Here is a 17652-nt window from a genome sequence, read left to right on the forward strand (position 1 = left end):
GGTAACAGCTGTGTCCCCGGAATTCGCGTGATCACCACCGTCGATTGCGCCGGGTTTGCACTGTGGTGCGCGTCGAGGCCCGATTCACCCGTAGAATGAGACCTGCCCCCAGCCCGCCCGAACAGGGAGCACACGGTGACCCACGCCGATCGCGCGATCGACAGCACATCCACACTTCCGGACGAGCCCGAGAACGAGCCCCGCGAGGAGTGTGGCGTCTTCGGCGTCTGGGCTCCGGACGAGGACGTCGCCAAGCTCACCTATTACGGCCTCTACGCGCTGCAGCATCGCGGCCAGGAGGCGGCCGGTATCGCCGTCTCCGACGGCTCGCAGATCCTGGTCTTCAAGGATCTCGGCCTGGTCTCCCAGGTGTTCGACGAGCAGACCCTCGGCGCCATGCCGGGGCACATCGCCGTCGGGCACTGTCGTTACTCCACCACCGGTGGGGTCACCTGGGAGAACGCGCAGCCCATCTTCCGCACCACCGCCGTCGGTTCCGGCCTGGCGCTGGGCCACAACGGCAACCTGGTCAACACCGCCGAACTGGCCGGTCGCGCCCGTGAGCTGGGGCTGATCGGCGCGGGCGTGATCAACGGCCGCCCGCAGATGACCGGGGCCACCTCCGACTCCGACATCGTCACCGCGCTGCTGGCGCACGCCGCCGCCGACTCGAGCATCGAGCAGGCCGCGATGGAGCTGCTGCCGCAACTGCGCGGCGCGTTCTGCCTGACCTTCATGGACGAGCACACCCTCTACGCCGCGCGCGACCCGCACGGTGTGCGCCCGCTGGTGCTGGGCCGCCTCGACCGCGGCTGGGTGGTGGCCTCCGAGACCGCCGCGCTCGACATCGTCGGCGCCGCGTTCGTGCGCGAGATCGAGCCGGGTGAGCTGCTGGCCATCGACGCCGACGGCGTGCGGTCCATGCGCTTCGCCAACCCCGAGCCCAAGGGCTGCGTGTTCGAGTACGTGTACCTGGCGCGTCCGGATACGACCATCTCCGGCCGCTCGGTGCACTCCACCCGCGTGGAGATCGGTCGCAAGCTGGCCAAGGAACATCCAATCGAGGCCGATCTGGTGATCCCGGTGCCCGAGTCGGGCACGCCCGCCGCCGTCGGTTACGCGCAGGGCTCCGGCATCTCCTACGGCCAGGGCCTGATGAAGAACGCCTATGTGGGCCGCACCTTCATCCAGCCCAGCCAGACGATCCGTCAGCTGGGTATCCGGCTCAAGCTCAACCCGCTGCGCGAGGTGATCCGCGGCAAGCGCCTGATCGTGGTCGACGACTCGATCGTGCGCGGCAACACCCAGCGCGCGCTGATCCGCATGCTGCGCGAGGCGGGCGCGCTGGAGATCCACGTGCGCATCGCCTCGCCGCCGGTGAAGTGGCCCTGCTTCTACGGCATCGACTTCGCCTCGCGCGCGGAGCTGATCGCCAACGGCACCGGCTCCGACGACAGCTACGCCGACATGGTGGAGAACGTGCGCCGCTCGATCGGCGCCGACAGCCTCGGCTACATCAGCACCGAGGGCATGATCGCCGCCACCGAGCAGCCCGCCTCGCGCCTGTGCACGGCCTGCTTCACCGGCGACTACCCGATCGCGCTGCCGCAGGAGGCCGCGATCGGCAAGAACGTGCTCGAGGGGATGCTCTCGGGTAAGTCCGAAGCCAAGCTGCTGGGCGAGAACGTCAACGTCGACGCGTTGAGCCGTCCGTAGGTTTCCCAGTCGAAGGGCCGGTCAGGATAAACCTGACCGGCCCTTCGCATGTGTCGAATGAATGACATTGCGGCGCAACATTATTACGTAAGAATTGTTCATGGCATCCCGGCCGCCGATCGACGCATTCGAAACTGGGCGGTAATGCGGCGCCGGTACGGTCCCCTCAATCGCAGTTCGAGAACGGGGCCCGATGGTGAAGAAATATGTTGCCGCCGTAGGAATCGCCGCCGTGGTCGCGGCCACGCTCGCCGGATGCGGCTCGGGTCGCACCGATGGTGCCGGTGGGCTGGTGCTGGGCACCACCGACAAGATCTTCTCGCTGGACCCGGCCGCCGCCTACGACAACGGCTCGCTGCTGGTGGAGACCCAGATCTATTCGTATCTGCTGAATTTCGCGCCAGGTGACACCACACCGAAGCCCGACGCGGCGGAGAAATGCGAGTTCACCGCTCCGACGGTCTATACGTGCAAGATCAAATCGGGGCTCACCTTCGCCAACGGAAATCCGTTGACCGCCAACAGTGTCAAGTTCTCCTTCGACCGCATGGTGGCGATCAACGATCCGCACGGTCCTGCCTCGCTGCTGGGCAATCTCGCGAAAACCGATGTGGTCGACGATCTCACCGTCGCGTTCACGCTGAAGGTCGCCGACGACCAGACCTTCCCGACCATCCTGCCGACCCAGGCCGGACCGATCGTGGACGAGAAGGTGTTCCCGGCCGACCGCGTCGCCACCGACGACGAAGTCGTTGCCGCCAAGGGTTATTCGGGTCCGTACACGATCAGCAGCTACGACAAGAACAAGCTGGTCGAGTACCAGGCGAACCCGGGCTATCAGGGCGTGCTCGGCACCCCGCGCACCGAGACGGTGTCGATGAAGTACTACGCGACCTCCGACAATCTCAAGCTCGACCTGCGCAACGGTGCCATCGATGTCGGCTACCGCTCGTTCACGCCCACCGATATCGACTCGCTGCGCGCGGATTCGTCGGTGAAGGTCACCGACGGGCCCGGCGGCGAACTGCGCTACATCGTCTTCAACATGAACACCATGCCGGGCGCGACACCCGAGCAGAAGCTGGCCGTGCGCAAGGCGGTGGCGTCCTCGGTGGATCGCGAGGCGCTGGCCACCTCGGTGTACAAGGGCACCTATCAGCCCGCGTACGGCTATGTGCCGCAGGGGATGACGGGTGCGGCCGAGCCGTTGAAGCAGCTCTACGGCGCGCGGCCCGACAAGGCGAAGGCGGCGAAGTTCCTGGCCGACGCGGGCGTGTCCACCCCGGTGACGCTGAACCTGCAGTACAACCCCGACCACTACGGCTCCAGCTCCTCCGAGGAGTACGCGGCGGTGAAGTCGCAGCTCGAAGCCTCGGGGCTGTTCACGGTGAACCTGCAGTCGACCGAGTGGGTGACCTATCAGAAGGAGCGCGCCGCCGACGGCTACCCGCTCTACCAGTTCGGCTGGTTCCCCGACTTCCCGGACGCCGACAACTACCTCACGCCGTTCTTCGGACCGAACAACTTCCTGCAGTCGCACTTCGAGAACGCCGGTGTCACCGCGCAATTGACCGCCGAGGCCACCGAACCCGATCGGGCCGAGCGCATCGCGCTGATCGAGAAACTCCAGACCGATCTGGCACAGAACCACCTGCCGACGCTGCCGTTGCTCTCGGGCAAGCAGGTCGCGGTGTCACGGCCGTCGGTCTCGGGGGTGGACCAGACCCTCGACGGTTCGTTCAAGTTCCGGTTCACCGTCCTGAGCAAGTAGGCCGCGGTGAGCGCCGAAACGGAGCGGGTACGGCGCCGGAAAGGGCTGCGCGGCAGCGATTCCCGGCAGCTCGCGCTGGCGCGGTATCTGCTGGTCCGGCTGTTGCTGATCCTGCCGACGGCCTGGCTGCTGGTCACCGTGGTGTTCTTCCTCATGCGCGTGATCGGTGACCCGATCAGCGCGGCCATGGGCGGGCGGCTGACCCAGGACCAGATCGAGCAGCGCAAGGAGGCCGCCGGGCTCAACCGCCCGATCCTCACCCAGTACTGGGAGTACCTGACCGGTTTCCTGCACGGCGATTTCGGGCGCACCCAGGACAATCAGGAGATCGCCGAGGTGGTGGTGATCTACGGCGCCGCCACCTTCGAGCTGGTGTTCTGGGGGCTGCTCATCGCCTTCGCGGTGGGCGTTCCGCTGGGCAGATACGCGGCGACACATCGGGATTCGACCGCCGATGCCGCGCTGCGGTTCTCGGCGGTGCTGGCCTACGCGGCGCCGGTGTTCTTCGTCGGGATGCTGCTCAAGCTGATCTTCTCGGTGTGGCTGGGCTGGTTCCCGGTGGGCGGGCGGGCCAGTACCGGGGTGGAACTGGCGTTGCGGCACGTCTCGCCGCGGACCAACATCCTGATCGTCGACGCGATCCGCTACGGGGAGCCGTCCTACGTCCTGGACGTGCTCGAGCACGCGGTGCTGCCCGCCGTCGCGCTCGGGCTGCTCACCGGCGGCATCTTCCTGCGGCTCGTGCGGGTGAACCTGATCCAGACGCTGCGCAGCGATTTCGTGGAGGCGGCGCGAGCGCGAGGCTTGTCCGCGCGGGTGGTCACCGGGCGCCACGCGGTGCGCAACGCGCTGATCCCCATCGTCACGGTGATGGGCATGTGCGTCGCGATGATGCTCGGCGGCGCGGTCCTCACCGAGACCACCTTCGAATGGAAGGGGCTGGGCTACCAGCTCGCCGAGTACCTGCGGGCGCGTGACTTCATCGCGGTGCAGGGGATCGTGGCGTTCATCGCGGTGCTGGTCGCGGTGATGAGTTTCGTGGTGGACGCCGTCGTCGCGCTGATCGACCCGAGGGTGCGGTTCTGATGGGCGGGCGCCGGATTCCGGGCGCGCGGATGCTGTCGATGACCGCCGGGCTGCAACGGGTCACGCTGATCACCGGGCTGGTGCTGGTGGCGGGGTTCGTCTTCGTCGCGGTGTGCGCGCCGCTGCTCGCGCCCTACGGGCTGGCCCAGAACAATGCCGACGGGGTGGCTTTCGTGTCGCAGCAGCCGCCCTCGGCGCAGCACTGGTTCGGCACCTCGGTGCGCAGCGAGGACGTGTTCTCGCGGGTGCTGTTCGGCGCGCGCACCGCGCTGCTGGTGATCGTCGTCGCGGTGACGCTGTCGCTGCTGGTCGGTGTGCCGCTCGGCTTGCTGTCGGGGTATGTGGGGCGCTGGGTGGACCGGGTGCTGGTGGTGGTGATGGACGCGATCTACGCGTTTCCCACGCTGCTGCTGGCCATCGTGGTCTCGATCGTGGTGGCGGGCGGGACGTCGAGCAGTCTGGGCGGGATGCTGTCGGCGGCCATCGCCATCACGGTGGTGTATGTGCCGCAGTACTTCCGGGTGGTGCGCAATGCGACGGTGGCGGTGAAGACCGAGCCGTATGTGGACGCGGCGCGGGTCACCGGGGCCTCCACGACGCGGATCATGTTCCGGCACATCCTGGGCAATGTCACCGGGTCGCTGCCGGTGATCGTCACCATCAATGCCGCCGACGCGATTCTCACCCTGGCCGCGCTGGGGTTCCTCGGCTTCGGCATCGAGCCCACCCAGGCCGCCGAGTGGGGCTATGACCTGAACAAGGCGCTCAACGACGTGTCCAACGGGATCTGGTGGACCTCGATCTTCCCCGGCACCGCCATCGTGCTGGTGGTCCTCGGGATGACGCTGGTGGGCGAGAGCGTCGACGAGACGCTGAATCCGCTGCTGCGCACCCGGCGGGCCGTCACCACCGCGACGGAGAAGGAACAGGCCGATGACTGAGCCGCGCACACCCGCCCTGTCGGTGGACGGGCTGTCGGTGACCTTCGCCACCGACGGTGGGCCGGTCGAGGCGGTGCGGGAAGTGTCCTACGAGGTGTTCCCTGGCGAGGTGCTCGCCATCGTGGGGGAGTCCGGCTCGGGCAAGTCGGTGAGCGCGCGCCCCGCGATCGGCCTGCTGCCGCACACCGCGCGGGTGCGCGGGCTGGTGCGCGTCGGCGACCGGGCGGTGACGGCGATGACCGAACGTCAGCTGACGGCGTTGCGCGGCGGCGCGGTCTCGATGATCTTCCAGGAGCCCGCCCGCGCGCTCGACCCGCTGTTCACCGTGGGGTTCCAGCTCGCCGAGGCGCTGCGCGCGCACAGCGGGATGGGCCGCAAGGCCGCGCGGGCCAGGGCGATCGAGCTGCTGGGCACCGTGGGCCTGCCCGATCCGCGACACCGGGTGGACTACTACCCGCACCAGCTCTCCGGCGGGCAGAAGCAGCGGGTGATGATCGCCGTGGCCATCGCGTGCGAGCCGAAGGTGATCATCGCCGATGAGCCGACCACGGCACTGGACGTCACCGTGCAGGCCGAGATCCTGGATCTGCTGCGCGACCTGCGCGACCGGCTGGGCAGCGCGATCGTGCTGATCACCCACAACATGGGCGTGGTCGCCGACCTCGCCGACCGGGTGGTGGTGATGCGCGCCGGCGAGGTGGTCGAGGAGGCGCCGGTGGACGAACTGTTCGCCGCGCCGCGCGCCGAGTACACCAGGGCGCTGCTGGCGGCGGTCCCGCATCTGGGCGCGGCGGGCGAGCGGCCCGTGCCCGATCCGGCGGCCGAGCCGGTGCTCGAGGTGCGCGATCTGGTGGTCGAGTTCCCCGGGCCGTTCGGTCGGCCCGCGTTCCGGGCGGTGGACGAGGTGGGGTTGGTGATCCGGCCGGGGGAGACGCTCGGGCTGGTGGGGGAGTCGGGGTCGGGCAAGTCGACCATCGGGCGCTGCGTCGCGGCCCTGCAGCGGCCGAGCGCCGGGCAGGTGCTGGTGCGCGGGCAGGACATCGCCGCGCTCTCCCAGCGCAGGCTGCGCCCGATCCGGCGCCGCTTCGGGTTCGTGTTCCAGGACCCGGCGGGCTCGCTCAATCCGCGCCTGACCATCGGCGAGTGCGTGGCCGAGCCGCTGGCCGTGCACAAGGTGGGCACCAGGTCCGGCATCCGCGATCGGGTGCGGCAACTGCTCGACGACGTGCGCCTGCCCGCGGGCACCGAACGACGGTATCCGCACGAGCTGTCCGGCGGGCAGCGTCAGCGGGCCAGCCTGGCCAGGGCGCTGGTCCTCGGCCCCGACCTGCTGGTGGCCGACGAACCGACCAGCGCGCTGGATGTCTCGGTGCAGGCGGCGGTGCTGGAACTGTTCGCCGAGCTGCAACGCGAGTGCGGCTGGGCCTGCCTGTTCATCAGCCACGACCTGGCCGTGGTCGACCAGCTGGCCGACCGGATCGTGGTGCTGCGCGAGGGCCGCTGTGTCGAACAGGGCGATCGCGAGCAGATCCTGCGTCACCCCGTCGACCCCTACACCCGTCGCCTGGTCGCGGCCGTCCCGGTTCCCGACCCGGTCCGGCAGCGTGCACGCCGGGGCGAGAGCGACACCACATTCGCCGGGGAGCTGGAACAATGAGCTAGGAGCCGCACGACAGCTGGACGGGCGGATCACTTAGAGTTACTAGGCATCTATCCGCCGATTCGGTTTGGAGCTTTCCCCCACAATGACTGAACAGACCCCCAGCGGCGCCGGCGCTTCCTACGCCGCGGCCGGCGTGGACATCGAAGCCGGTGACCGCGCCGTCGAATTGTTCGGACCATTGGCGAAGAAGGCCAGCCGACCCGAGGTGCAGGGTGGGCTCGGCGGCTTCGCCGGCCTGTTCGCCCTCAAGGGCGGATACCGCGAGCCGCTGCTGGCCGCCTCCACCGACGGCGTCGGCACCAAGATCGCCGTCGCCCAGGCGCTGGACAAGCACGACACGGTCGGCCTCGACCTGGTCGCCATGGTCGTCGACGACCTGGTGGTCTGTGGCGCCGAGCCGCTGTTCCTGCAGGACTACATCGCCATCGGCAAGGTCGTCCCGGAGAAGGTTGCCGAGCTGGTCTCCGGCATCGCCGAGGGCTGCATCAAGGCCGGCTGCGCGCTGCTGGGTGGCGAGACCGCCGAGCACCCGGGCCTGATGGACCCGGACGACTACGACCTGTCCGCCACCGGCGTCGGCGTCGTGGAAGCCGACTCGGTGCTCGGCCCCGACCGGGTGCGCCCGGGCGATGTCGTCATCGCGATGGGCTCCTCGGGCCTGCACTCCAACGGCTACAGCCTGGCCCGCAAGGTCCTGCTCGACATCGACCGTATGTCGCTGACCGGCTACGTCGAGGAGTTCGGCCGCACCCTGGGCGAGGAACTGCTCGAGCCCACCCGCATCTACGCCAAGGACTGCCTGGCGCTGATCGCCGAGACCGACGTGCGCACCTTCTCCCACGTCACCGGTGGTGGCCTGGCCGCCAACCTGGCGCGCGTGCTGCCCGCCGGCCTGGTCGCCGAGCTGGACCGTGGCACCTGGAACCCGGCGCCGGTGTTCAAGCTGATCGCCCAGCGCGGGCGCGTCGAGCGGGTCGAGATGGAGAAGACGTTCAACATGGGCGTCGGCATGGTCGCGATCGTCGCCCCCGAGGACGCCGACCGCGCGCTGGCGGTGCTCACCGCCCGCCACATCGACTGCTGGACCCTGGGCCAGGTCAAGAAGGCCGCCGACGCCGACGCGCCCCGCGCGATCCTGCTGGGCGACCACCCGCGGTTCTGATCCCTGTCACGCGCTGAGCCGGGTCGCGATCTTTCGCGACCCGGCTCACGGCGTTTGCGGGGTTTGTGCTGTGCCTGGATCGGCTACCCCTCCGATGAAGGGGTAGGTACCCCCCGGCTCGGGGTGGTCGGGGCCTCGAGGCGGCGAACACGACGAGCGTCCTGTGTGTGCACAGGACGCTCGTCGTCTATTCGGATGTTCGCCGTACTGCTGCGAGCCCGACGCGCTGAGTGACAACGGCTGAAGGGGGAGGCCGCGCATGGCCTCCCCCTTCACCGACGGTCGGTCAGCGGCGCCAGCTGTCGTAGTCGTCGTCCTCGTTGTTCCAACGGGACGCCGACTCGTCTGCGTCGTGCTCATCGGAGATCACTCCGCCGCTCCTCGGTGGTGAGAGCGGAGTGCTATCCGACAGCTCGCGCTGAAGGCTCGCGAAGTCGGTCGGCGCGGAGCTGTACTTGAGCTCACGTGCGACTTTGGTCTGCTTTGCCTTAGCCCGGCCACGGCCCATGGCTGACCCCCTCGCGTCACTGCGGGGCGGCCTGGGGTTTGTTGGCGGCCCCGTTCGAATTAATACTCTTCCTGACAGACACTTTAGCGTGTGTTAGACGGTCGCGCTCCCAGGAGTGGGTGAAGAACTCCCGAACCGCTACCGTTTGCCCCTTCTTCGCCGTGACCGCCCGGTCTCAGAGCACCCCCGGAATCGCGCGGATCACACCGACTCTGGCATCGCCACCGGTGACGGCGGTGGCGGCGAGCTCGGTATGGACGTCGGTCCAGTCGACGCCGAGCCTGCGCAGAATCGCCAGCGTCAGCGGCATCCTGGCCCGGTCGTGGCCGTCGTCGATCTTGTAGGCGAAGGCGCGTCCGTCGGGCAGCGCGCCCGCGTGCATACCGTCGGCACCGATCTTGCAGAAGAGTCCGGGGGTGCTCGACATGGCCAGCAGGTCGGGGCCGTTGGTGCCCGAAATCACTCGCGGATTCGCCCGCACGGCATCGGCGATCCGGCGCGGCGCGGTGCCGGGCTCGGCCGTGGTGAAACCGGCGAACGCGCGGGCCAGATTGATCAGCGAGACGGGCACGATCGGCAGGCCGCAGCCGTCGATGCCCAGGTCGGTCTCGGGTTCGCCGGTGACGTCGGCGACGGTGGCGAGAACCGCCTGCTGGAGTGGGTGCTCGACCTCGAGATATCCGGTGCGCGGCCAGTCGTTGATCAGGCAGGTGGCCAGCATCGCCGCGTGTTTGCCCGAGCAGTTCATGTACAGCGGGCTCGGGCCGGAGCCGGTGCGGGCCAGCGCGCGGGCCTGCTCCTCGAAGGGGAGGTCGGGTGGACAGGCCAGGTCGGCCTCGGTCTGGCCGAAGCGGTCGAGCAGGCGGCGGACCAGCGCGACGTGGTCGGGCTCGCCGAAGTGCGAGGCGGTGGTGATGGCGAGTTCGGCGTCGTCGACGGGGTCGAAGCCGTTGCGCAGCAGGGTCAGCGCCTGCATCGGCTTGTTGGTCGAGCGCGGGAAGATCGGGCCGTGGACCTCGCCGAGCTCGAGAGTGGGGGTGCCGTCGGGATCGAGGACGACGACCGAACCGCGGTGCACGCACTCGCGGAAACCGGAGCGCACCACTTCGACCAGTTCGACACTCACGCCGTCTCCCCTCCGCCTGCCTGCGCGAGCGCGCGCCTGCTCCTGGTGTGCCGGTCGATCTGCATGTGGACGTCGGCGGAGATGGTCGGCTCCTCGGCGCGCAGGCGTTCGAGCAGCGCGTGGTCGGCGCCGGTGAACAGGTCACGCACGGTGATGCCGTGCTCGGGCACGCGCACCACGCGCACCTCGTCGCCCGCGCCGATGCTGCCCTCGGTGAGCACCCGGAAGTAGCAGCCGGTGTCGGACTGGAGGGTGAAGCGCTTGACCCACTGGCGTTCACCGGACCACTGCTGGAACGCGGCGCACGGGACGCGGGGCGCGCTCACCTCCAGCAGCGTGTCGCCGATCGCCCAGTGCGCGCCGAGTACCGCGTCGCTCACCGGCAGCCCACTCAGGCGCAGATTCTCGCCGAACCAGCCCGCGGGCAGGGTGCGGCCGAGTTCGTGGCCCCAGCGGTCGGCGTCGGCATCGGAGTAGGCGTACACGGCTTGATCGACACCGCCGTGGTGCTCGACATCGCAGACGTGATCGCCCGCGAGTCCGAGCGCTCGCACCGGGACGCGCCCCTCGACCGGTCGCTTGTCGATCGCGGAGCGGCCGACCCGGGTGCGTACCTCGATGTCGGCATGCACCACGCAGACCGCCTCGACCCGGCCGGTGTCACCGACCCGCTGAGACGGACGGCCGATCGCCGGAGTCGCCGACCCGGGGTGGTCGGCGCGCCGGAGGTCCTCGCTCATCGCCCGCGCAGCCGGTCGACGGCGGCGCGGCCCGCCTGTACGCCGTCGTCGGCGGGGACGGAGTCGGGATCGATGGCGGCGGCCATCGATCCGGCGACCAGTTCGGTGCCGGCGGGGACCGAGCGTTTGACCAGTGCCAGGGCGATCGGGCCGAGTTCGTAGTGGTCGATGACGGTGCCCAGGCGACCGACCGTGCGGCCGCCCGCGGTGATGTCGTCGCCGGTGGCGGGCCGTTCGTCGGCGGAGCCGTCGAGGTGCAGCAGCAGCAGGTTGCGCGGCGGCTTGCCCAGGTTGTGCACCCGGGCGACGGTCTCCTGGCCGCGGTAGCAGCCCTTGTTCAGGTGCACCGCGCCGTGTTCGTCGACGCCGCCGATCCAGCGGGCCTCGTGCGGGATGGTGCGCTCGTCGGTGTCCAGGCCGATGCGCGGGCGCAGGGCGGCCACCCGCAGCGCCTCGTAGGCCCACATGCCCGCGGGCCGGGCGCCTGCGGCGGTGAGTCTCGTCCACCAGTCACCGAGGGTCGCGCGCGGCACGATCAGGTCGAAGGAGTGCTCGCCCGGCCACGGCATCCGGCGCAGGAACCCGCCACCGGGCAGCGCCACGGCCCGGTAGACCTCGGGCAGGGCGTCGATGCCCAGCGCGGGCAGCAGGGTGTCCACCTGCGGGCCCAGCAGGCTCAGCACGGCGTGATCGGGAGCGGCGACCGGCTTGGCGTCGGCCCAGAACACCATCTTCTGCAGGAACGACAACAGCTCGGCGCCGCGCTCGGCCTCGGTGTCGAGCCAGGCGGTGCCGTCGAGGTCGGTGAGCACGAAGTGGTGCTGGACGCGGCCGTTGAGGTCGAGGTCCAGGTTCTCGGCGCTGTGTCCGTCGGGCAGGGCGGCGATGTGCTGGCTGGTGATGGTGTGCAGCCAGCTCAGGCGCTCGGCGCCGGTGATGGTGGCCACGCCGCGATGGGACCGGTCGACGACCGCGACCCGCTGCACCGCGGCCTTCTGCTCGCCGAAGGGATCGCCGTAATGCCAGGCGACCGCCGCGTCGGGAGAGCCCGGTGCGCCCGCGACGGCACCCGGAGTATGGAGAACAGGACTGGGGGCGACGACCTGCGACACAACACCCACTGTAGGCGCGTGCGCCGACATGTGCCGCAGGCGGGCATCGCGACAGGCTGATCCGAAGGCCCGTTTCCCGGCAGCCGTAGGCATAACGGACCGATAACGCCTACGCTCGTCACATGGGAGAACGGGTACTTGTGACACTCGACGGCGCGTTCGCTGATGCGAACGCGCCGTTGCTTTATGCCGACGACATCGGAGCACTGCGGGGCGACGGGGTTTTCGAAACGATTCTGGTCCGCAACGGCACCGCCATGGCGCTGGAATTCCACCTCGCCAGGCTGCGCCGCTCCGCGCAGGCGCTGGAACTGCCGGATCCGGGGCTGACGAAATGGCGCTCGGCGGTGAAGCTCGCGGTCAAGGAGTGGGGCGCCGACGAAGAGGGCATGCTGCGGCTGGTCTACTCGCGCGGCCGGGACGCGGAATTCGACGCGCCGCGCTCGGAACTGGTGCCCGAGGACCCGAAGCCCACCGCGTATGTGCTCGTCTCCCCGGTCCCCGAACGTGTCGCGACCGCCCGCGCCGAGGGCGTGAAGGTGATGTCGCTGGCGCGGGGCATCTCGATCGATCTGGCCCAGGCCGCGCCCTGGCAGCTGCTCGGCGCGAAGACGCTGTCGTACGCGACGAACATGGCCGCGCTGCGGTTCGCCCGCCGGATGGGCGCCGAGGACGTGATCTTCCACAGCACCGAGCACCGCGTGCTCGAGGGCCCGCGCTCCACGGTGGTGATCGCGCGCGACAAGCAGCTGATCACCCCGCCCGCGAAAAACGGTGTGCTGCCGGGGGTTACGCAGCGCTCGCTGTTCGCGGTGGCGGAGAAGGCCGGCTGGGAGTGCAAGTACCAGTCGCTGTTCACCGCCGACCTGTTCGACTGCGACAGCATCTGGCTACTGTCGAGCATCACGCTGGCCGCGCGGGTGAATCAGCTGGACGGGGTGCGTATGTCGGCGCCGGACAACGCGCAGGAGATCATCGACCTGGTGGATCAGGGCATCGAACGACCGGGTGCCATCGGCGACTGGTGAGCCGTGCGTGGGGCACGGGTGGGCGTGCCCCTGCGGGGTTTCGGCGTCGTGTCCGTCGTCACCCTTGATCAGCGCCGTTCCCCGCGTAACATCTACTACAAGTCGTCGTAGTGGAAGTTGGAGGTCGGATGGACACGCTCGATGTCTCCCGGTGGCAATTCGGGATCACGACCGTCTACCACTTCATCTTCGTACCACTGACCATCGGCCTGGCGCCACTGATCGCGATGATGCAGACCGCCTGGGTGGTCACCGGTAACGAACGCTGGTACCGGCTGACGAAATTCTTCGGCAAACTCTTCCTGATCAACTTCGCCCTCGGCGTGGCCACCGGCATCGTGCAGGAATTCCAGTTCGGTATGAACTGGAGCGAATATTCGCGCTTCATCGGCGACATCTTCGGCGCCCCACTGGCTTTGGAAGCACTCATCGCCTTCTTCATGGAGTCCACCTTCATCGGGCTGTGGATCTTCGGCTGGACGCGATTGCCGAAACTCGTTCACCTGGCGACGATCTGGATCGTCGCGCTCGGCGTGAACGCCTCGGCGTACTTCATCGTCGCCGCCAATTCCTTCATGCAGCATCCGGTCGGCGCGCGCTACAACCCCGAGACCGGGCGCGCCGAATTGGAGAGCATCACCGCGCTGCTCACCAACAACACGACGCTGGCGGCGTTCCCGCACGTCGTCGCGGGAGCGTTCCTCACCGCCGGGGTGTTCGTCGCCGGTGTGGCGGGCTGGTGGATGGTACGCAACGCGCGCAGCGGTGACGCCGCGAAACTCGAAGAGGCGCGCACGATGTGGCGTCCGGCCGCCCGCGCCTCGCTGGTGGTGGTCGTGCTCGCCGGGATCGCGCTGGTGTTCACCGGAGACATCCAGGGCAAGCTCATGTTCGACCAGCAGCCGATGAAGATGGCCTCGGCGGAATCGTTGTGCCACACCGAGACCGACCCCGATTTCTCGGTGCTCACCGTCGGCACGCACAACAACTGCGACAGCGTGATCCACGTGCTGAAGGTGCCGTATGTGCTGCCGTACCTGGCCGAGGGGCAGTTCAGCGACGTCACGCTGGCGGGTGTGCAGGACCTGCAGCAGACCTACAACGTCAAGTACGGTCCCGGTGACTACCGGCCCAACCTGTTCGTCACCTACTGGTCCTTCCGCGCCATGATCGGCCTCGCCGCCGGTGCCATGCTGCTGGTGTTCGCCGGTTTCTGGGTGACGCGCGGTGGCCGCGTGCCCGACCAGAAGTGGTTCTCCTGGCTGAGCCTGCTCGCCATCCCCACCCCGTTCCTGGCCAACAGCGCGGGCTGGGTGTTCACCGAGATGGGGCGTCAGCCGTGGGCGGTGGTACCCAATCCCACCGGTGACCCGAACATCCGGATGACGGTGCAGCAGGCGGTCTCCGAACACTCCGCCACCACCGTGCTGTTCTCGCTGATCGTGTTCACGCTGCTCTACGGTGCCCTGGCGGTGGTGTGGTTCTACCTGATCCGCCGGTACGTCGTCGCCGGGCCGGACACGCCGAAGCCCGCGCCGGACACCCCGGACGAGCCGTCCGTCGAACAACTGTCCTTCGCCTACTAGGAGCCCGCCGTGAATCTGCAGGAATTCTGGTTCGTCCTGATCGGCGTGCTGTTCACCGGCTATTTCGTGCTGGAGGGCTTCGACTTCGGCGTCGGCATGCTCATGCCGATCCTGGGCAAGGGCTCCGACACCCGCAGGCGTGTGGTGCTCAACACCATCGGCCCGGTGTGGGACGGTAACGAGGTGTGGCTGATCACCGCAGGCGGCGCGCTGTTCGCGGCCTTCCCCGAGTGGTACGCGAGCATGTTCTCCGGGTTCTACCTGGCGCTGCTGCTGTTGCTGGTGGCGCTGATCCTGCGCGTCTGCGCGATCGAGTACCGCGGCAAGATCAACGATCCCAAGTGGCGCAAGTGGTGCGATATCGGCATCGGGATCGGGTCGTGGGTGCCCGCGCTGGCCTGGGGCTGGGTGTTCGCGAACATGGTGCGCGGGGTGCCGCTGAACGAGCGCAAGCAGATCGTCGGCTCGGTGTGGGACCTGTTCAGCCCGTACGCGCTGCTCGGCGGCCTGGCCACCGCGACCCTGTTCGCCCTGCACGGCGCGATCTTCCTGACCCTCAAGACCGCGGGTGAGGTGCGCGCCGACACCGAGCGCGTCGCCCGGCTGCTGCTGATACCCACCGCGGTGGTGGTCGGTGCCTTCGGCCTGTGGACCCAGCTCGCCTACGGCACCGGCTGGACCTGGGCGATGCTGGGGCTCGCGGTGGCCGGTCTGCTGCTCGCCGCCGCGGCCAACCTCACCGGACGCGACGGCTGGGCCTTCGTCGGCACCACGCTGACGGTGATCGGCGCGACGGTGCTCATCGTCGGCTCCATGTTCCCGAACGTGCTGCCCTCCACCATCGACCCGCTCTACCACCTCACCGTCTACAACGCCTCCTCCACGCCCTACACCCTGAAGGTGATGAGCTGGGCCGCCCTCATCGCGACCCCGGTCGTGCTGATCTACCAGGGCTGGACCTACTGGGTGTTCCGTCAGCGGATCCGGGTCGAACAGATCCCGGCCCCGATCGGGCTGCCGTTCACCGGTAAGGACTGACCCCGGTGGGCCCGGCGCGTGGCGATGCGGCCGCCGATTCCTCGACGGGGCGAGCGGTCGACGAGCCGGCGCTGCGATCCGGTCGCCGGGTGGTGGGGCCATCGCGGGCCGATGCGGTAGGGGCTGGTCGGGCGGGTGGGCGCAAGCCCGTCGATCCGCGGCTGTGGCGGTATGCGCGGTCGGCTCGGCCGCATCTGGTGATCGCGGTGGTGCTGGCGTTGGTGATCACTGCCTCGATCGTGGCGATGGCGTTGCTGCTCGGGCGGGTGCTGGCCGGGGTGATCACCGATCCCGGTAAGCGTGAGTTCGCCTCGTGGACGACCGAATTGGTGCTGCTCGGTATCGCCGTGGCGGTGCGGGCGGCGGCGAGCTGGTGGCAGGCGCGGCTGGCGCACCGGGCGGGCAGCACGGTGGTGGCCGAACTGGAGAACGCCGTGCTGCGGGCCGGGGCCGAACTGCCGCCGCGTGAGCTCGACGCGCGGCGCACCGAGATCGCGGTCGTCGTCGGCAACGGTCTGAGCGGGCTGCGCGGCTGGTTCACCGGCTACCTGCCCGCCCTGCTGCTGGCCTGCCTGGTCCCACCGATCGTGCTGGTGGTCATCGCTTTCCACGATCCGACCTCGGCGCTGATCGCGGTGATCACCGTGCCGCTCATCCCGATCTTCATGATCCTCATCGGCCTGCTCACCCAGGGCCGCGCCGAAGCCACCCTCGCCGCCACCACCCGGCTTTCCGATCAGATCCTCGACCTGTTCGCCGGGATGCCGACCCTGCGCGCGCTGGGCCGCGAAGGTCCCACCGGGCCCAGCATGGTGGATCAGGTGCGGGCACTGGGTGATTCGCTGCGACAGCGGACCATGAAGGCGCTGCGGATCGCGTTCCTGTCCTCGATGGTGCTGGAAAGCCTGGCGACCCTGAGCGTCGCGCTGATCGCCGTCGCCATCGGGTTGCGGCTGGTGTACGGGGACATGACGTTGTATGCCGGGCTGGTCGCGCTGATCCTGGCGCCGGAGGTGTACTGGCCGCTGCGGCTGGTGGGGGAGAAGTTCCACGCGGCGCAGGACGGGATGGCGGCGGCGGAGAAGGCGTTCGCGGTGCTGGAACCGGGCCCGGCATCGGGTGGCGATGCGCGAGAGCGACTTTCCGTGCGATCCGTTGAACTGGCGCAGGGTGTGTCGGTCCCGGAATCCGGGCCAAGGCACACGATCACGCTGCGCGGGTTGACGGTGGGCGCACGGTCGGGTGTCGCGCCCGATCGGCTCGATGCCGAGCTGGCGTCGGGCATCGTGACAGTGCTGACAGGGGCGAACGGCAGCGGTAAATCCACTGCGTTGCAAGCGATTCTGGGCCTGATCGAACCCGATAGCGGGTCCGTTCGGGTCGACGGTGTGGACGTGCGCGAACTCGATTCCGGGGACTGGTGGGGGCGGATCGCCTGGTTGCCGCAGCGTCCGGTGCTGGTGCCGGGGACCTTGCGGGAGAACGTCGAGCTGCTGGGGGCCGGGGTCGGCGGTATCGGGTCGGCCGAGGGTGGCGCGGACTACTTGTCGAAGCTCGAAAAGATCAGTGCCGCCACAGGTTTCGATGGAGTCCTGGACGAGCTACCCGACCGCTGGGACACCGTCGTCGGCCAGGGCGGCACCGGCCTGTCCCTCGGCCAGCGTCAGCGCCTCGCCCTCACCCGTGTCCTCGCCGCCGACCGCCCGATTCTGCTGCTCGACGAACCGACAGCCCACCTCGACGCCGACGCGGAACACGGCGTCCTCACCGCCCTACGCGACATCGCCGCGCGCGGAGCGACAGTGGTGATCGTCGGACACCGGCCGACCGTGCTGGCCGCGGCGGATGTCGTGGTGCGGGTGAACGCTGGTCCGCCGGAATCCATGGACGACAGTCGGCCGTCGACAAAAATGCCCGCGCTGAGTGAGGCTCCTGTGGCATCTCACGGGCTGGACGGGCGAAGGTCGACAGGAGCTCGCGCGTCGGGTGGTGCTGCGGAGATCGCGCATGGGTCGGGAGCAGCTCGCGCCCCGCACAAGTCGGACGAGGGTGTGGATGGTCGGGGATTGTCGGGTGGCTCCGTGGCGGACGGGCACGGGACGGACGAGGGTAGCGATGGGGGTGGGGTTCGTGGCCGGGCGTGAGCGTGGGGCGTTGGTGGGGGATGTGCGGGAG

The 17652-nt window shown here is 69.1% G+C and carries 14 protein-coding genes; 10 read left to right on the plus strand and 4 right to left on the minus strand.

The window, feature by feature from the left end; genetic code table 11:
• Nucleotides 1-135: 135 nt before the first annotated feature.
• The 6 genes from purF (at nt 136) to purM (ending at nt 8339) form a co-directional block, all read left to right on the plus strand.
• Nucleotides 136-1716, plus strand: coding sequence for an amidophosphoribosyltransferase (purF, locus tag ACFC06_RS20885; RefSeq protein ID WP_375933617.1), 1581 nt, complete (start codon nt 136-138; stop codon nt 1714-1716).
• A 193-nt stretch (nt 1717-1909) separates the two neighbouring features.
• Nucleotides 1910-3487 (plus strand): ABC transporter substrate-binding protein, encoded by a 1578-nt coding sequence (locus ACFC06_RS20890; protein WP_375933620.1) that lies wholly within the window; start codon nt 1910-1912, stop codon nt 3485-3487.
• A 75-nt stretch (nt 3488-3562) separates the two neighbouring features.
• The gene (locus ACFC06_RS20895; RefSeq protein WP_375935662.1) at nt 3563-4573 is read left to right on the plus strand and encodes an ABC transporter permease; all 1011 of its coding nucleotides are present in this window, start codon (nt 3563-3565) and stop codon (nt 4571-4573) included.
• Complete coding sequence (locus tag ACFC06_RS20900) at nt 4573-5514, plus strand: ABC transporter permease (protein WP_375933622.1); 942 nt, start codon at nt 4573-4575, stop codon at nt 5512-5514. Before ACFC06_RS20895 ends, ACFC06_RS20900 begins: the two co-directional genes overlap by 1 nt.
• Entirely contained in the window at nt 5507-7171 is a 1665-nt protein-coding gene (locus ACFC06_RS20905; RefSeq protein WP_375933625.1) for a dipeptide ABC transporter ATP-binding protein, read from the plus strand. The genes ACFC06_RS20900 and ACFC06_RS20905 overlap by 8 nt, the downstream gene beginning before the upstream one ends.
• Before the next feature lie 88 nt (nt 7172-7259).
• Entirely contained in the window at nt 7260-8339 is a 1080-nt protein-coding gene (gene purM, locus ACFC06_RS20910; RefSeq protein WP_375933628.1) for a phosphoribosylformylglycinamidine cyclo-ligase, read from the plus strand.
• 286 nt (nt 8340-8625) lie between these two features.
• Here purM and ACFC06_RS20915 read toward each other — a convergent pair whose 3' ends face one another.
• The 4 genes from ACFC06_RS20915 to ACFC06_RS20930 form a co-directional block, all read right to left on the minus strand.
• On the minus strand, nt 8626-8847 hold the full coding sequence (locus ACFC06_RS20915) for a DUF3073 domain-containing protein (RefSeq protein WP_278264730.1): 222 nt from the start codon (nt 8845-8847) through the stop codon (nt 8626-8628).
• A 175-nt stretch (nt 8848-9022) separates the two neighbouring features.
• Complete coding sequence (locus tag ACFC06_RS20920) at nt 9023-9973, minus strand: asparaginase (protein WP_375933631.1); 951 nt, start codon at nt 9971-9973, stop codon at nt 9023-9025.
• Nucleotides 9970-10713 (minus strand): MOSC domain-containing protein, encoded by a 744-nt coding sequence (locus ACFC06_RS20925; RefSeq protein ID WP_375933634.1) that lies wholly within the window; start codon nt 10711-10713, stop codon nt 9970-9972. The genes ACFC06_RS20920 and ACFC06_RS20925 overlap by 4 nt, the downstream gene beginning before the upstream one ends.
• Nucleotides 10710-11855, minus strand: a complete 1146-nt coding sequence (locus ACFC06_RS20930) for a YgfZ/GcvT domain-containing protein (RefSeq protein ID WP_375933637.1) — start codon at nt 11853-11855, stop codon at nt 10710-10712. The genes ACFC06_RS20925 and ACFC06_RS20930 overlap by 4 nt, the downstream gene beginning before the upstream one ends.
• A gap of 92 nt (nt 11856-11947) precedes the next feature.
• On the opposite strand from ACFC06_RS20930, the gene ACFC06_RS20935 reads away from it, so the two are divergent.
• From ACFC06_RS20935 to cydD, 4 genes are all read left to right on the plus strand, one after another.
• Nucleotides 11948-12853 carry an aminodeoxychorismate lyase gene (locus tag ACFC06_RS20935; RefSeq protein ID WP_375933640.1) on the plus strand — a complete coding sequence of 302 codons (906 nt, stop codon included), beginning with the start codon at nt 11948-11950 and terminating at the stop codon, nt 12851-12853.
• A 128-nt stretch (nt 12854-12981) separates the two neighbouring features.
• Nucleotides 12982-14439, plus strand: a complete 1458-nt coding sequence (locus ACFC06_RS20940) for a cytochrome ubiquinol oxidase subunit I (RefSeq protein WP_375933643.1) — start codon at nt 12982-12984, stop codon at nt 14437-14439.
• A 9-nt stretch (nt 14440-14448) separates the two neighbouring features.
• Entirely contained in the window at nt 14449-15477 is a 1029-nt protein-coding gene (gene cydB, locus ACFC06_RS20945) for a cytochrome d ubiquinol oxidase subunit II (protein ID WP_375933646.1), read from the plus strand.
• Nucleotides 15478-15569: 92 nt separating this feature from the next.
• Nucleotides 15570-17621, plus strand: a complete 2052-nt coding sequence (gene cydD, locus ACFC06_RS20950; protein ID WP_375935665.1) for a thiol reductant ABC exporter subunit CydD — start codon at nt 15570-15572, stop codon at nt 17619-17621.
• The last annotated feature ends 31 nt before the right edge of the window (nt 17622-17652 follow it).

This window comes from Nocardia sp. NPDC056064, from assembly GCF_042266925.1.
In the GTDB taxonomy this organism is placed as follows: domain Bacteria; phylum Actinomycetota; class Actinomycetes; order Mycobacteriales; family Mycobacteriaceae; genus Nocardia.

What these genes read in the sequence shown, in the direction of transcription:
- ACFC06_RS20915 (WP_278264730.1), bottom strand. Translation starts at nt 8,847, where the DNA reads ATGGGCCGTGGCCGGGCTAAGGCAAAGCAGACCAAAGTCGCACGTGAG.
- ACFC06_RS20900 (WP_375933622.1), top strand. Translation starts at nt 4,573, where the DNA reads ATGGGCGGGCGCCGGATTCCGGGCGCGCGGATGCTGTCGATGACCGCC.
- ACFC06_RS20935 (WP_375933640.1), top strand. Translation starts at nt 11,948, where the DNA reads ATGGGAGAACGGGTACTTGTGACACTCGACGGCGCGTTCGCTGATGCG.
- ACFC06_RS20940 (WP_375933643.1), top strand. Translation starts at nt 12,982, where the DNA reads ATGGACACGCTCGATGTCTCCCGGTGGCAATTCGGGATCACGACCGTC.
- ACFC06_RS20925 (WP_375933634.1), bottom strand. Translation starts at nt 10,713, where the DNA reads ATGAGCGAGGACCTCCGGCGCGCCGACCACCCCGGGTCGGCGACTCCG.
- purM (WP_375933628.1), top strand. Translation starts at nt 7,260, where the DNA reads ATGACTGAACAGACCCCCAGCGGCGCCGGCGCTTCCTACGCCGCGGCC.
- ACFC06_RS20890 (WP_375933620.1), top strand. Translation starts at nt 1,910, where the DNA reads ATGGTGAAGAAATATGTTGCCGCCGTAGGAATCGCCGCCGTGGTCGCG.
- ACFC06_RS20905 (WP_375933625.1), top strand. Translation starts at nt 5,507, where the DNA reads ATGACTGAGCCGCGCACACCCGCCCTGTCGGTGGACGGGCTGTCGGTG.
- ACFC06_RS20930 (WP_375933637.1), bottom strand. Translation starts at nt 11,855, where the DNA reads ATGTCGGCGCACGCGCCTACAGTGGGTGTTGTGTCGCAGGTCGTCGCC.